13 protein-coding genes are annotated in these 14,289 nt (G+C 62.5%); 1 reads left to right on the top strand and 12 read right to left on the bottom strand.

Annotated elements, in window-relative coordinates:
- The 6 genes from ACQY7X_RS09810 to ACQY7X_RS09785 are packed head-to-tail and all read right to left on the bottom strand — an operon-like array spanning nt 1 to nt 5,663.
- Nucleotides 1–924: a branched-chain amino acid transaminase gene (locus ACQY7X_RS09810; protein ID WP_428249731.1), complete on the bottom strand. Its 924-nt coding sequence runs from the start codon at nt 922–924 to the stop codon at nt 1–3.
- Between the two features lie 23 nt (nt 925–947).
- Nucleotides 948–1,346: a Zn-ribbon domain-containing OB-fold protein gene (locus tag ACQY7X_RS09805; protein ID WP_428249730.1), complete on the bottom strand. Its 399-nt coding sequence runs from the start codon at nt 1,344–1,346 to the stop codon at nt 948–950.
- Nucleotides 1,343–2,473 carry a thiolase family protein gene (locus tag ACQY7X_RS09800; RefSeq protein WP_428249729.1) on the bottom strand — a complete coding sequence of 377 codons (1,131 nt, stop codon included), beginning with the start codon at nt 2,471–2,473 and terminating at the stop codon, nt 1,343–1,345. The genes ACQY7X_RS09805 and ACQY7X_RS09800 overlap by 4 nt, the downstream gene beginning before the upstream one ends.
- Complete coding sequence (locus tag ACQY7X_RS09795) at nt 2,473–3,687, bottom strand: CaiB/BaiF CoA transferase family protein (protein ID WP_428249728.1); 1,215 nt, start codon at nt 3,685–3,687, stop codon at nt 2,473–2,475. Before ACQY7X_RS09795 ends, ACQY7X_RS09800 begins: the two co-directional genes overlap by 1 nt.
- 4 nt (nt 3,688–3,691) lie before the next feature.
- Nucleotides 3,692–4,465: an enoyl-CoA hydratase/isomerase family protein gene (locus tag ACQY7X_RS09790; RefSeq protein ID WP_428249727.1), complete on the bottom strand. Its 774-nt coding sequence runs from the start codon at nt 4,463–4,465 to the stop codon at nt 3,692–3,694.
- Between the two features lie 13 nt (nt 4,466–4,478).
- Complete coding sequence (locus tag ACQY7X_RS09785; protein ID WP_428249726.1) at nt 4,479–5,663, bottom strand: acyl-CoA dehydrogenase family protein; 1,185 nt, start codon at nt 5,661–5,663, stop codon at nt 4,479–4,481.
- A gap of 371 nt (nt 5,664–6,034) precedes the next feature.
- Here ACQY7X_RS09785 and ACQY7X_RS09780 point away from each other — a divergent pair, with 371 nt between their 5' ends.
- The gene (locus ACQY7X_RS09780; RefSeq protein WP_428249725.1) at nt 6,035–6,799 is read left to right on the top strand and encodes an IclR family transcriptional regulator; all 765 of its coding nucleotides are present in this window, start codon (nt 6,035–6,037) and stop codon (nt 6,797–6,799) included.
- A 4-nt stretch (nt 6,800–6,803) separates the two neighbouring features.
- On the opposite strand, the gene ACQY7X_RS09775 is transcribed toward ACQY7X_RS09780, so the two are convergent.
- The 6 genes from ACQY7X_RS09775 to ACQY7X_RS09750 all read right to left on the bottom strand — a co-directional run bounded on the left by ACQY7X_RS09775 (nt 6,804) and on the right by ACQY7X_RS09750 (nt 14,256).
- The gene (locus ACQY7X_RS09775; RefSeq protein WP_428249724.1) at nt 6,804–8,237 is read right to left on the bottom strand and encodes an NAD-dependent succinate-semialdehyde dehydrogenase; all 1,434 of its coding nucleotides are present in this window, start codon (nt 8,235–8,237) and stop codon (nt 6,804–6,806) included.
- Between the two features lie 25 nt (nt 8,238–8,262).
- Nucleotides 8,263–9,012 (bottom strand): SDR family oxidoreductase, encoded by a 750-nt coding sequence (locus ACQY7X_RS09770; protein ID WP_428249723.1) that lies wholly within the window; start codon nt 9,010–9,012, stop codon nt 8,263–8,265.
- 34 nt (nt 9,013–9,046) lie between these two features.
- Entirely contained in the window at nt 9,047–10,108 is a 1,062-nt protein-coding gene (locus ACQY7X_RS09765) for an amino acid ABC transporter permease (RefSeq protein ID WP_428249722.1), read from the bottom strand.
- Nucleotides 10,109–10,112: 4 nt separating this feature from the next.
- The gene (locus ACQY7X_RS09760) at nt 10,113–11,339 is read right to left on the bottom strand and encodes an ABC transporter permease subunit (protein WP_428249721.1); all 1,227 of its coding nucleotides are present in this window, start codon (nt 11,337–11,339) and stop codon (nt 10,113–10,115) included.
- Nucleotides 11,340–11,349: 10 nt separating this feature from the next.
- Nucleotides 11,350–12,378 carry an amino acid ABC transporter substrate-binding protein gene (locus ACQY7X_RS09755; RefSeq protein ID WP_428249720.1) on the bottom strand — a complete coding sequence of 343 codons (1,029 nt, stop codon included), beginning with the start codon at nt 12,376–12,378 and terminating at the stop codon, nt 11,350–11,352.
- Between the two features lie 204 nt (nt 12,379–12,582).
- Nucleotides 12,583–14,256 (bottom strand): thiamine pyrophosphate-dependent enzyme, encoded by a 1,674-nt coding sequence (locus ACQY7X_RS09750; RefSeq protein WP_428249719.1) that lies wholly within the window; start codon nt 14,254–14,256, stop codon nt 12,583–12,585.
- Between the last annotated feature and the right edge of the window lie 33 nt (nt 14,257–14,289).

Genomic DNA, 14,289 nt, shown 5'->3' with positions numbered 1-14,289 from the left:
TCAGCGCTGATACACCGGGGTGAGCCAATGGCGCTTAGAGGCGATGGCGCCGGTGGTGGCGTTGAAATAAGCCTGCTGCAATTGCGTGGTGACCGGGCCGGGATTGCCGCTGCCGACCTGGATGCCATCGACATTGACCACCGGCACGACTTCCGCCGCCGAGCCGACCAGGAACAATTCCTGCGCCGCGTAGAGTTCGGTCTTATCCATGGTGCGCTCGACCACCGGAATACCGAGGTCGCGTGCCAGTTCCATCACGCTGTCGCGCGTGATGCTTTCCAGGATGCCGCTGGTCAGGTCCGGCGTCACCAGCTTGTTATGCCGTACCATGAAGATGCAGGAGCCGGGGCCTTCGGCGACATGGCCGTTCTGGTTCATCAGGATGGCTTCATCATAGCCATCCTGCTTGGCCTGGAAACGCGCCAGGCGGCTGTTCACATAATTGCCGCCGCATTTGATGCGCGGCGGCATCGCCAGATCGGACAGCCGCAGCCAGGCGCTGACCTGGCAACGGATGCCCTTCGACACATTCTTGTTGCGCGCCTTTTCCAGCGCCGAAATGGAATAGCTCACCGGGCCGCGCACATCCTGCTCGCCCATGCCATCGAGATAGGCGATGGTGCGGATATGCACCGCTTCTTCCGCCTTGTTGGCGCGCAGCAATTCCAGCGTCTTGTCATTGATCTCATCCGCCGAGAAGGGCGCATCGAAGCGCAGCAGCTTCATCGACTGGAACAGGCGCTCGGTATGCTCCTGCAGCCGGAACACATACATCTGCTTCTCTTCGGCATTCCAGTAGCCGCGCAGGCCTTCGAATACCGACAGGCCGTATTTCACCGCCGGCGACATGACATGGGTCACGACCTCGCCATAAGGTGTCAACTTGCCATTGTGAACCATGAATTCGGGCAGCACTTTCGACATCATTGCCTCTCGACCAATAAAATCTAAACTAGCTTGAAGCGCGCCAGGGCGAGATCGCCCTCGCGCTCGATCTGCAGCGACACCGGCGCATGCAGGCTCAGTTTCCTGCCCGCATCACCATTGACGATATTGCTGAGCAGCCGGGGGCCTTCATCCAGCTCCACCAGCGTCACGTCGTAAGGCACGCGGTCCTTGAAGGCGTCGTTGTAGGAGACATGGTAGACGACCCAGCTCACCACTTTGCCGCGCCCTGCGGATTCCACCCATTCCACCTCGCGCTTGAGGCAATTGGGGCAGGCATCGCGCGCCGGCAGCCAGCGGTTGCCACAGGCGCGGCATTGCTGGAACAGCAGCTTGCCCTGCTTCAGTCCATCCCAGAAAGGTAGGCTCAGCGGCGTGATATCAGGCTGTGGAAAGCTCATGCCGCCGCTCCCAGGATCAAGGTGGCGTGGGTATGCATCGTGCCGCCCTGGTTGCTGACCAGGCAATGACGCGCACCGGCAACCTGCGACACCGCATCGCCGCGCATCTGGCGCACGCCCTCGATCACCAATTGTAGGCCCGGCGTGCCGGTTTCCGAGAGCAGGCCGCCGCTGGTGTTGAACGGCAGGCCGCCATCCAGCGCCAGACCACCGGCACCGGCGAAGGCCGCTGCCTGGCCTGGGGCGAAGAAGCCGTAATCCTCAAGGGTCAGCAGCGGTGTGACGGTGAAGCAATCATAGAGCTGCGCCACGCTGATATCCTTGCGCGCGATACCGGCCATGCGGAACGCCTTCTCGGCGGAAACCGAAGCCTGGGTGGAGGTGAGCGAGGGGCGCAGATGCACATCCCACGATTCCTGACCCTGGCCGAAACCGAGGATCGGCACCGCCTTGTCGATGCCGAGCGACTTCGCCCGCTGCTTCGACATGACGATGACGGCAGCGGCGCCATCGGAAAGCAGGCAACAATCATCGCGGCGCAACGGCTCGACCACGAAGGGCGAGGCCATGTAATCATCCAGCGTGATCGCCTGGCGCAGATGCGCCTGCGGATTGCGCGCACCATGGGCGCGGCAGGCAACCGCGACGGCGCCGAAATGCTCATCCGGAATCTTGTATTCCTGGCGGTAGCGCTGATGCACCATGGCGTAGCCGGCGGCGGTGGAATACCAGCCATAGACCGCATCATCGCCGCGCGGGCGCTGGTATACGCTGCGGCTGCCGGTACGCGGCGTGTCGCCATAGCAGATGATCGCCACTTGCATCAGCCCGGCCTTGATGGCCATGGTGGCATAGCTGATCAGGCCAATATTGGCAGCACCACCCTGGTCCAGCGAGGCGCCGATATTGGGCCGCAGACCCAGGGCCTCGGAAACCTTCTGGCCGTAGAGGAAAGACGGCTCGGCATTGGCCATCTTGACCAGCACGCCATCCACCAGGTCTTTTTCGATACCGGCATCGGCCAGGGCATTGGCGCAGGCCTCGACGATCAGCGACACACGGTCCCGGCCCGGATGCTTGCCATAGGCGGTGTTGCCGATGCCGGCGATAACGCTCTGGCCCGGCATCAGATCACACTCTCCGCTTGCAATGCGCTCAGGCCGGCGGCATCGATGCCGAGCTGGCCATAGATCGCGGCGTTGTCCTCGGCATAAGCCGGGCTGGGGCGATATTCCGGCTGATTGATGCCGAGATAGTTCAGCGGGCTGCGATTGACGGTGATCGGCCCATAGGTCGGATGATCGATTTCCAGCAGCATGCCGCGCGCATGCATATGCGGATCGGCGATCACTTCATGCAGGTCGCGCACCGGCGAGGACGGCACGCGGAACTTCACCAGCCGCTCGAACAGCGCATCGCGCTGGAAGCCGGAGGTCCAGGCCGATACAAGAGCATCCACCTCATCCATATGCTCTACGCGCTGGCGCATACTGGCATATTGCTCGGCCTGCTTCAGTTCCGGGCGCTCCATGGCATCCAGCAGGGCATGCCAATGTTTGTCGCTGTTGCAGATGATGGCGATGTAGCTGTCGGCAGTGGGATAGACATTGTAAGGGCAAAGCGACAGGCCACCATGACGGTTGCCGGTGCGGAGCGGAATGTCGTCGCGCTCGCCATAGGTCATGCCGATGCTGGAAGCCAGCGTCGGGTACACGGTCTCCAGCATCGCCACATCGATCTGCACACCGCGCCCGCTGCGTTCGCGGCGCAGCAAAGCCGTCACCATGGCGCCATAGAGATGCACGCCGCCGAGGAAATCGCAGAGCGCCGCGCCGGAACGCACCGGCGGGTTTTCCGGGAAGCCAGTGGTGCTCATTACGCCGGACATACCCTGCACCGTCAGGTCCATGGCCGGGTAGTCGCGATAGGGGCCGGAAACGCCATAGCCGCTGCCGCTGGCGAAAACCAGCTTCGGATTCTGCTGCCGCAGCACATCATAGCCGAGGCCGAGACGGGCCATCACGCCCGGCGCGTAATTCTCCACCACCACATCAGCGCCGCGCACCAGATCAAGAAACAATTCGCGGCCGCGCGGTGTTTTCAGATTCAGCGAGATCGACTTCTTGTTGGCGTTGAGCATCGCGAACGGCACGCCGGCACCACTGCGGGCGTCGCGGCGGCGCAGGAATTCACCGCCCGGCGGCTCCACCTTGATCACTTCCGCGCCGGCCATCGCCATCAGGAAAGTGGCATAGGGACCGTTATAGATCTGCGTCAGGTCCAGTACGCGGATACCAGAAAGCGGCAGGTCATCTTGCGTTTCAGCGGGCACCGCGCTCATGGTGTCAGCGCCCCGTGAATTTCGGCTTGCGCTTCTCGGCGAAGGCAGCCTTGGCGATCTTGGTGTCTTCCGAATGATGCAGGATGCGGTTGGTCAACTGCTCCATGCGCAAGCCGGTGGCGATATCCATATGGCGCGAGCGGATCGCCAGTTCCTTCGCCGCCTGCAATGCCAGCGGTGCATTGGCGGCGATGCGGTCGGCATATTCCTTGGCCACATCCGGCAATTCGGCCAGCGTCACCACCTTGTTGATCAGGCCCCAGCGCAGCGCGGTCTGGGCATCGATGCTATCGCCGGTAAGCAGCATTTCCATGGCAATGGCATAGGGCAATTGCTGCATGATGCGCTGCGTGCCGCCATTGGCTGCGATGATGCCGCGCTTCACTTCTGCCAGGCTGAAGATGGCATTCTCGGAAGCGACTCGGATATCGGTGGCGAGCAGCAGGGTCATACCACCGCCGACGCAGACGCCATTCACCGCCGCGATCACCGGCTTCCAGATTTCCAGGCCACGGTTCAGCAACTGGCCCTTCTGGGTCAGCCACAATTCCGCCAGTTCGGCCTCGCGGCCAACCCAGGATTTGATATCGGCGCCGGCGCAGAAGGCCTTGTCACCGGCACCGGTGATAACGGCCACATTGATCGCCGGATCGTCACGCACCTGTGTCCAGCAGCGCGACAGGCCATCGTAATGCTCGGCATCCAGTGCATTGCGCCGTTCCGGGCGGTTGATGGTGATGGTGGCGACACCGTCCTCGACTGCGAAATCAATCGACATGTGCCAGTCCTCCTCAGGCCGCGCCGGACAGCAGCGCGCGCGCCACCACCATGCGCTGCACTTCCGACGGCCCCTCGCCGATGCGCTTGATACGCAATTCGCGATACCAGCGTTCCAGCGGCATTTCCTTGGCGATGCCAAGGGCGCCGAACATCTGCACGCAGCGGTCCACTACGCGCCAGGCGGTTTCGGTCGCCGTTACCTTGGCAATCGAGGCTTCCAGCTTGATGTCATGGCCGAGATCGGCCTGCCAGGCAGCCTGGTAGACCAGCAGGCGGGCGGCGCGCAATTCCATTTCGGAATCGGCGATCATCCACTGTATCGACTGGCGGTCGGCCAGCTTGGTGCGGAAGGTGGAGCGCTGCTTGACCCAGGCGATGGCCATTTCCAGCGCTTCCTGCGCCACGCCGATAACGCCGGCGGCATAGGGTACACGGGCATGCACCAGCCATTTCTGGCACACGGCGAAGCCCTCACCTTCCGCACCGAGGCGGTTCTCGGCCGGAATCTCGACGTCGTTGAAATGCACTTCAAAAGGCTCGTAGGAACGGATCACCGGGATCGGCTTCACCGAGATACCCGGCACATGACGATCGACGATGAAGCAGCTGATGCCGCCACGGTCGCCGGCTTCGCCGGTACGGGCGAAAACCAGGCCCCATTCCGCCTTGTCGGCGGCGGTGATCCACAGCTTGGTGCCGTTCAGCACATAATTGTCACCCTTGCGCACGGCGCGGGTGGAAATCGAACGCGCCGGATCAGAACCGCCCGAGGCTTCCGAGATGGCGACGAAGCTTTTCTTGCCGGCCTTGATGCCAGCGACACCGTAGCGCTCGATCTGCTGCTCATTGCCAAGCCAGATCACGCTGGGCGGATCGATGCCGAAGGCACCGCAAGCCGGCACATAGGCGCCCATCTTGCAGCGCGCGGCCTCTTCGGCCACCAGCACCTGGGCCAGCAGCCCCAGACCGCCACCGCCATATTCCGAAGGCGACGACAGGCACCACAGGCCCAGAGCCTGCGCCTTAGCCTGCAATGCAGAGAGATCAGCGGGGGGCAAGGCATGGCAATCATGCGGCTGGCGGTCTTCGACCGGGCGGACTTCCTCACGCATGAAACGGCGGACCGTATCGCGCAGCATCACCAGTTCATCCGGCAACTGCCAACTACCCAACGGCAACCCCAAACCCTCGGTCATGCGCGCAACTCCCAACTGGTTTTTGTCGTCCCGGCAGAGCCTCATGGGCCTCCGGTGATTTATGAACAAACATGCTCACCTAGTGAGATTATGTTTTATATAAAGAACCATCATATCGCAATATGATTTTCTGATTTTTCTCCCGACCTTTTGCCGATTTAGAATCGGAATTCTGTAATACATTGATATATATAGATATAATCGGATAAATCTGCACAAAACGCCCCGCCCACACCTAGTCTTTGGCGCATCTGTCGGCCAGCTTCGCGAAATTATAACGCCGAATCGTATCGAATGATGAACCAAACATTTGACTCGGGCGCAAAATTGACCTAGCAAGCCTGCATAGCAACAAATCAACGAGTCGCCGGATGAGCACGACGCTGCGTAAAAGCCTGAGAATTCTGGAAGTGCTGGCCACCTCGGAGGCGCCGCGCGGCATTTCCGAGCTGTCGCGCGAGATCAAGATGAACAAGAGCGCGGTGCAGCGCATCTTCCAGACCCTGGCCGACGAGGGCTATATCGAGAAGGCTCCCGGTACCAGCCGCTACAAGTCGACCCTGCGGCTGTGGGAGCTGGGCGCCAGCGTGATCGCGCAGAACGAAACCCGGCGCCTAATCCGGCCGATCCTGCGCTATGCCGCCAAGGTTTCCAGCCTGACCAGCTATTTCGCCTGGGCCGATTACCCCGACATCATCTATCTCGACAAGGTGGAAGGTGAGAAAGGCCGGCCGAATTCCTCCGATCCCGGTCAGCGTTCGCCGATGTATGCCGCTGCCTCCGGCCGCGCCATCCTGGCCTTCCTGGAGACCGAGAAGATCGCCAAGGTGCTGCACCAGATCGAGGCCGGCGGCGATGCCGGCGACTACAGCAATCTCGCTGCCGAATGTGCCATGATCCGCGAGCGGCATTACGCCACCTCGGAACGCGGCTCCACCTCGCGTATCAGCAGCGTGGCGGCACCGGTCTGGGGTACTGGACCCTTGCCGGTCGGCTCCATCGTGCTGACCAGCGATGCCGCCACCCTGCCGCGCGAAGATTTCGACCGCGTCGGTCTGCTCGCCGTATCGATCGCGGAACAGGCCAGCCGCGTGCTCGGCGGCGGCTTCCCGGCTTCCGCTTCGGAAGCGCCGTGATTGGCTAATTTGCCGCGAGCGTGACGAATTTGGCGTTGAGATAAGCTTCCATCGCCTCGATGCCACCTTCCGAGCCATAGCCGGAATCCTTCACGCCGCCAAACGGCGCCTCCGGCAAAGCCAGACCATGGTGGTTCACCGACACCATGCCACTCTCGAAACCCGCCGAGAGCGTGGCGATGGTGGCGCTGGAGCGGGTATAGGCATAGGCCGCAAGACCGTAAGGCAGCCGGTTTGCCTCAGCCAATGCTGCACCAAGATCGCGGAACGGCATAATAGGCACCACCGGGCCGAAGGGTTCCTCGTTCATGATGCGCGCTTCCAGCGGCACATCAGTGAGCACCGTCGGCGCGAAGAAGTTGCCCTTGTTGCCGATGCGCTTGCCGCCAGTCTGTATCTTGGCGCCCTTGGACACGGCGTCGCTGACGAACATCTCCATCGCCTGCACGCGGCGGTCATTGGCCAGCGGACCCATCTGGGTATCCTTGTCCAGGCCATCGCCGACCTTGAGATTCCCGGCCACCTTCACGAAGCCATCGACGAAGCGTTCATAGGCGCTTTCATGCACCAGGAAGCGTGTCGGCGAGGTGCAGACCTGGCCGGCATTGCGGAATTTCGCCGCCGAGAGCAAAGCCACCGCGCGGTCGATATCGGCATCCTCGCAGACGATGGCGGGCGAATGGCCACCCAGTTCCATGGTGATGCGCTTCATATGCGCGCCTGCCAGCATGGAAAGATGCTTGCCCACCGGGGTCGAGCCGGTGAAGGTGATCTTGCGGATCACCGGATGCGGAATCAGATACTCGGAGATTTCAGCCGGCACGCCATAGACCAGCTGTACCACGCCCGCCGGCACGCCAGCATCGAGATAGGCCTGCACCAGCGCAGCGCAGGCAGCCGGGGTTTCCTCAGGGCCCTTGAGAATGATCGAGCAGCCGGCAGCCAGTGCCGCCGAAACCTTGCGGACGGCCTGATTGATCGGGAAGTTCCAGGGCGTGAAGGCGGCAACCGGACCCACGGGTTCCTTGATCACCAATTGCTGCACGCCTTCGACACGCGCCGGGATGACGCGGCCATAGGTGCGCCGCGCCTCCTCGGCGAACCAGTCGACGATATCGCCGGCGGCACCGGCTTCCATGCGCGCTTCCGCCAGTGGCTTGCCCTGCTCCAGCGTCATGTTCTGCGCGATGGCTTCCACGCGGCTGCGCAACAGATCGGCGGCCCTGCGCAGGATTTTGTAGCGATCAAAGCCGCTGACCCGTTTCCACACCTGGAAACCCGCTTCGGCGGCGGCAAGCGCGCGGTCGAGATCGGCCTTCTCGGCTTTCGCCACCGTGCCGATGGCCTCGCCGGTGGCCGGATTCAGCACCGCAATGGTGGCACCGGCAGCACCGCCGACCCATTGGCCGGCAATCTGCAACTGGATATCGGCATACATGCTGAGCGCTCCTGCCTTATTCTGCTTAGCGCACGCCGCGTGCCGAACCGCCATCCACCAGGATGCTCTGGCCGGTGACGCCGCCAGCGGCATCGGAAACCAGGAAGGCCACGGTTTCGGCAATCTCGTTGAGCTTCACGGCGCGGCCGAGCGGCAGCGCCTGCAAGGCGGCATCCGGCACCGGCCAGTTTTCCACCAGCCCCGGCAGCAGGCAGTTCATGCGGATACCGGCGCGGCCATAGCGGTCGGCATAGAGCTTGGCGAAGGCATGCAGGCCCAGGCGCAGTACGCTGGTGGGATAGGTCGCCTTCGGCTCCACCGCGATCTTGGAGGACACAGCCACAATGGCGCCGCCACCCTGGCGCATCATGATCGGGGTCACCAGGCGGGCGAGGCGGATCACGTTCATCACGTACATATCCAGCGCCGCATACCAGTCGGCATCGTCGATATCGAGCAGATGGCCGGGCGAATCCGGGCCATAAGCCGGACCGACCTTCACATCGCTGAGGCCGGGGCCATGGCCGGTATTGGCCACCACGGCATCGACGCGGCCGGTCTTTTCCATCGCCAGATCGACCAGAGCAGCAAGATCCGCCGTATCAGTGACGGAGCCGCGCCGGGCGAAGCCACCCAGTTCGGCGGCAAGGGTTTCGCAATCCTGCGAGGTGGACATCAGCACCACGCGCCAGCCCTTGGCGGCCAGCATGCGGCTGCAGGCACCGCCGATGCCGCGGCTGGCGGCGGTGATGATGACGGTCTTCTGCTCTGACATCACGGACTCTCCGTTAGACTTGAAAAAGCGGGGGTTAGTGCGAGGCGTAGCCGACACGCATCTTCCGCTCCAGATAGGCGCCATAGCGCGAGAGCGTGAAAGACAGCGTGAAATAGATCAGCGACACGAAGATATAGACCTCGATGTAGTATTCCTGCCACTTGCCGGTCTGGAACGCGGCATTGCCTGAGGCGGTCAGCTCGAACATGCCGACAATGATCAGCACCGAGGTTTCCTTCAGCGTGATCACCATGTGATTGATGGTGGCGGGCAAAGCCGTGCGCAGAGCCTGCGGCAGCACGATCAGGAAGCGGCAATGCCAGTAGCCGAGGCCGAGGGCGGCAGCGGCATCATACTGGCCGGGCGATACCGCCTGCATGCCGCCGGTGACGATCATGGCATAGTAGCAAGCGAAGAACACCGAGAAGCCGGCAATGACGCGGTAGAGCGTTTCCGGGTTGAGCCAGCCGGGCAGGATGAAGGGCGCGAACAGGGCTGCGCAGAACACCACGGTGAGAATCGGGATCGAACGCATGAAATCGATCAGCAGCGTGATGACGTAACGGATCGCCGGCAGATCGGATTGCCGTGCCAGGGCGAACAGGATGCCGAGCGGCACACCGATGATCACGGTGGCGAGATAGACATAGAGCGTCAGCGCCAGGCCGCCCCATTTATCGGTGGTCACCAGCGGCAGGCCGAGCAGGCCGCCACGCATCAGCAGGATGAACAGTACCGCGCCGCTGAGCCAGATCACCGTGAGACGCCGTGCCGTCCAGGAAAACGGCATGCAGCTAAGCGCCACCACGCCCAGAGCCACGGCGCAGGCCAGGGCCGAGCGCCAATGTTCCTCAAAAGGATAAAGGCCGAACAGGATCAGACGGTAGCGCGCCTTGATCACCGCCCAGCAGGCTCCGGTGACAGTGCCGCAATCGCCTTCCTTCACCTCTGTCCACATGCTGTCGATGAACGCCCAGCGCGTCATATAGCCGATGGCCAGGGCAATGAGGGCAAAGAACAGCACGGTAATAAGGGTATTGCCCGGCGTGCCGAACAGCTGCTTGCGCAACGAAGAGTGGGCGGCAGGATTGTTCATGATGTCACCGCACCGGCTTGGACTGGCGGCGCAGGAAGGCGCCGAGCCGGCTGAACAAGCCCGCTGCGGCTTGCGTCGAGCGGTTGCCCTTCAGCGCAAAACGCTGGTTGAGATACTGCATGCCCTGGGCGATGACATAGTTGATCGCCAGATAGCCTGCCATCATCAGCACCAGCAGTTCGATGGTCTGGCCGGCATGGTTGATACTGGTGGACATCACCGAGAAGAGATCGGCATAACCGATGGCGGCGCCCAACGAGGTCACCTTCATGGTGATGAGATACTGATTGCCCAGCGGCGGCAGCGCGCTGCGCATCGCCAGCGGCAGGCGGATATTCCAGTGTATGGTCGATTCCTTGAGGCCGAGCGCACGGCCAGCCTCGATCTGGCCCTTATCCACCGCCAGCAGGCCACCGCGCACGATCTCGGCAATATAGGCGCTGGCATAGATGGTGATGGCCATGTAGAGCGCGAGGAATTCCACCGGCATGCGGTGGCCGCCGCGGAAGCCGAAACCCTGGAGCGCTGGGAATTGCAGGCTGAGTGGATTGCCCTGCCACAAGCCATAGGCAAGGACCACCACCGGGATCACCAGCAATACCTGGGGCAGGCGCCGCTTCACCGCCACGACGATGGCGGCCAGCGCCAGGATCAACAGCGCGATCAGGGCAAGCCCCTGTCCCGGCTCAATCTGCACGGCCGGAAAATAGAAACCGCGGTTGCTGACAAAGAAGCTGTTGAAGATGGAAAACGCCTGCCGCTCGGCGGGCGCATGCTTGCAGACCTCGTACCAGAAGTAGATCTGCATGATCACCGGCACGTTGCGCAGCAGATCGACATAGGCCGTGCTGACGGTACGCACCATGAGGTTGGCGGAGAGCCTGAGCAGGCCGATGCCGCAACCGATCACCGTGGCGCTGGCGATGCAGAGCAGGCCCAGCACCACGGTATTCGCCACCCCCATCAGGATGGTCCACCAATAGGGGTCGTTCAGGCCCTGATCCAGCATGGAAACGGAGAGTTTCCAGCCGGTGGCCCGCCAGAGGAAGTCCCAACCATAGGCCATCCCCTGGCGCACCAGGTTCGCGTAGACATTGGCGAGCGAACTCGCCACCACCAGCAGCACTGCGCCGAGAAACAATCCCTGCAGCAGGTAGCGCCGAAGCTGCCGGTTAAACCAAAGGCTGCGCACCATAATCCAGATCGAACCACCTGCACTTACAGTGCGCATCCCTCAAGCCTCAGTCGAAAACCGGCGCGTACAATACGCCGCCATCTTTCCACAGCTTGGTCAAGCCCCGGGTGAGCTTATAGGGCGACTGGCTGCCCAGATTACGCTCGAAGATTTCACCATAGTTGCCGATATGCTTGACCACATCGTAGGCCCAGGTATCGCGCAGGCCGATGCCCTTGCCCAGACCCGGCAGCTTGCCCATCAGGCGGGCAATACGCGGGTCGTTGTCATCCTTCATCTTCTCGATGTTGGCGCTGGTGATACCGAGCTCCTCGGCTTCGATCAGCGATGCGATCACCCAGTTGACCAGGATCAGGAACTTCTCGTCGCCCTGACGCACCACGGCCGAAACCGGCTCGTTGGTCAGCACTTCCGGCAGCACCATATGCGGCGAGGCATCGTTGGCGCGGCGGGCACCGAACACCGCCAGGGTCGGGCCCCAGCCAGCAATGGTATCGCAGCGACCCGCGACATAGGCCGAACGGGCATCTTCGGTCTTCTCAAACGGCAGCATCTTGAACTGCACGCCCTTCGAGGTCAGGTAGTCAGCCGCCAGACGCTCGGTGGTGGTACCGGCCGGCACGCAGATGGTGGCGCCGTTAAGCTGCGTCGCGCTGGCGACATTGGCGCTCTTCTTGATCATGAACTGGGTGCCGCCGAAGAAATACGGCAGCGTGAACTGGAAGCCGAGCGAGGAATTGCGCTGCAGCGTCCAGCTGGTGTGGTTCACCACGATATCGACATTGCCCGACTGCAGGGCCGGGAAACGCTGCGGCCAGCTCAGCGGCACGAAATTGGCTTTGTCCGGCGAGCCAAGGATGGCGGTGGCGACGGCGCGGCACATGTCGGAATCGAAGCCGTGCCAGCGGCCCTTGTCATCAAGCTCGAAGAAGCCCGGCGAGCCGCCCGAGATGGTGCTGCATTGCAGGGCACCGCGCTGCTTGATGGCATCGAGCGTCGCGCCCTGGGCCACGGCCTGATGGGAGGCGGTGCCGAAGAGCAGCAACCCGCAGATCAAAGCGATATTGAATTTCATACCGTACCCCCTCCGTTGATTGTGTTTGCTGGCAGCTTGAGTGCCTGCTCTCCTAATATAGTAATAAATATAATGGGTCAATATAGAATATTTTATATCATATTTTGATACAAACAATAGAAATGGCATAAATAGAAAGCGGCACACCACCCCTGGGGGTGGCATGCCGCCTGAGATCAAACACTCAGAATGAAACGGGTCGGTTCAGGGTCGTGAACGGGTGAAACGCAATACATTCCACGGGCTCGGCATCGGGCCGACCGGCACGTCGATAATCGTCGGCAGGCCGGATTTCAGGCCCTGGCGCAGCGCAGCACGCAATTCCTCCGGTGTCTTGGCCCGCAGGCCAAGGGCACCGAAACTTTCCGCCAGTTTGACGAAATCCGGGTTGTTCAGATTCGTCGCGATGCGGCGGTTGCCGAAATCCTCGGTCTGGGTGCGCAGCACATTGCCGAAGGCGCCATCGTTCATCAGCACCACCACGATGGGGATGCGGTGCTGCACGGCGGTGGCCAGTTCCTGCACATTGAACATGAAGCCGCCATCGCCGCTGACCGCCACCACCGGCGTATCCGGCTTGGCCGCCTTCACGCCCATGGCGGTGGCCAGACCCCAACCGAGCGTGCCCTGGTAGCCCGGCGTGATGAAGCTGCGTGGCTTGTAGATCGGGAAATGCAGGCGGCTGACATAGCCGAGCTGAGTCAGTTCATCGACGAAGATGCCGTCTTCCGGCAATTCGGCGCGGATCGCATCCAGGAAAGCCATCTGCGGCTTGCATTGTGCCCAATCGGCATCGGACAGCGCCCGCACCTGCTGCACTTCATCGCTGCGCGAGGCGCGCTTGGGCGCGAGCTTGCCGAGTTCATCAGCCAGCATCTGCAACGCCAGCTTCGCATCGCCGACAATGCCGACACTGGCCGGTCGCACGCGGTTCAGTTCATCGGCATCGGCATCAATGCGCACGATCTTGATCTTGTCGTCGAGGCCCCATTGCAGCTGCTGCAATTGCAGCCGCGTACCCACCGCCAGCACCACATCGGCCTGGCCCCAGAAACGATGGCCAATGGCGCTGTTGACACTGAGCGGATGGCGGCTATCCAGCGCGCCGCGGCCGGTACGGTGGCTCGAAACCGGCGCCTGCAGAATCTCCGCCACTTCGCGCAGAGCCTCGCCGGCATCCAGCGCGCCGCCGCCAACGATGATGAGGGGGCGTTCAGCCCCGGCCAGCAGCTTCGCCGCCGCCTTCACCGCATCGAGATCGATCGGAGCCTGCAATGCCTCGCCTGCCGGCAGCAACTCAACCGGCGCCCGGCGCGGCCACACATCCAGCGGACATTCCAGCGCAACCGGGCGCGGCCGGCCGCTCTGCATTTCGGCGAAGGCCTGGTTCACCTTGGTCGGGCCTTCATGCGGCGCATGAATACGGTCGGCCCATTTGGTCAGCGAGCGCAGCAGGCCGAGTTGATCGGGAATCTCGTGCAGCAGGCCAAGGCCGCGACCGATGGCGTTGCTGTTGATCTGGCCGGTAAGCGCCAGCACCGGCGCGTTGAGCGCATAGGCGGTGCAAAGCGCGCCCGTGGCATTGAGGATGCCGGGGCCGGGCACCACGGTGAATACCTGCGGCTTGCCGGTGGCGAGGGCGGCACCCAGCGCCATATAGGCCGCGCCCTGTTCATGGCGGGTATGGATGAAGCGCAGCCGGTCGGTAGCGCCGGCAAAGGCATCGAACAGGTAATCGTTCTGCACGCCCGGCAGGGCATAGATTGTGTCGATGCCGTTGCGAATGATCTGTTCCACCACGGCTTCGGCCGTCGTCATCGCCTTAGGTGCGCTTGGCGCCAACGCTTGGGGCTGGGTGGTTTCTGGCTTGCTGGTCACGTCTTGCTCCCTGGGCACCGCGCCTGACGCGGC

The organism is Ferrovibrio sp., assembly GCF_965278975.1.
Taxonomy (GTDB): domain Bacteria; phylum Pseudomonadota; class Alphaproteobacteria; order Ferrovibrionales; family Ferrovibrionaceae; genus Ferrovibrio.
Note: the sequence above shows the minus strand (reverse complement) of the source record. Positions and strands in the feature narration are given on the sequence as shown.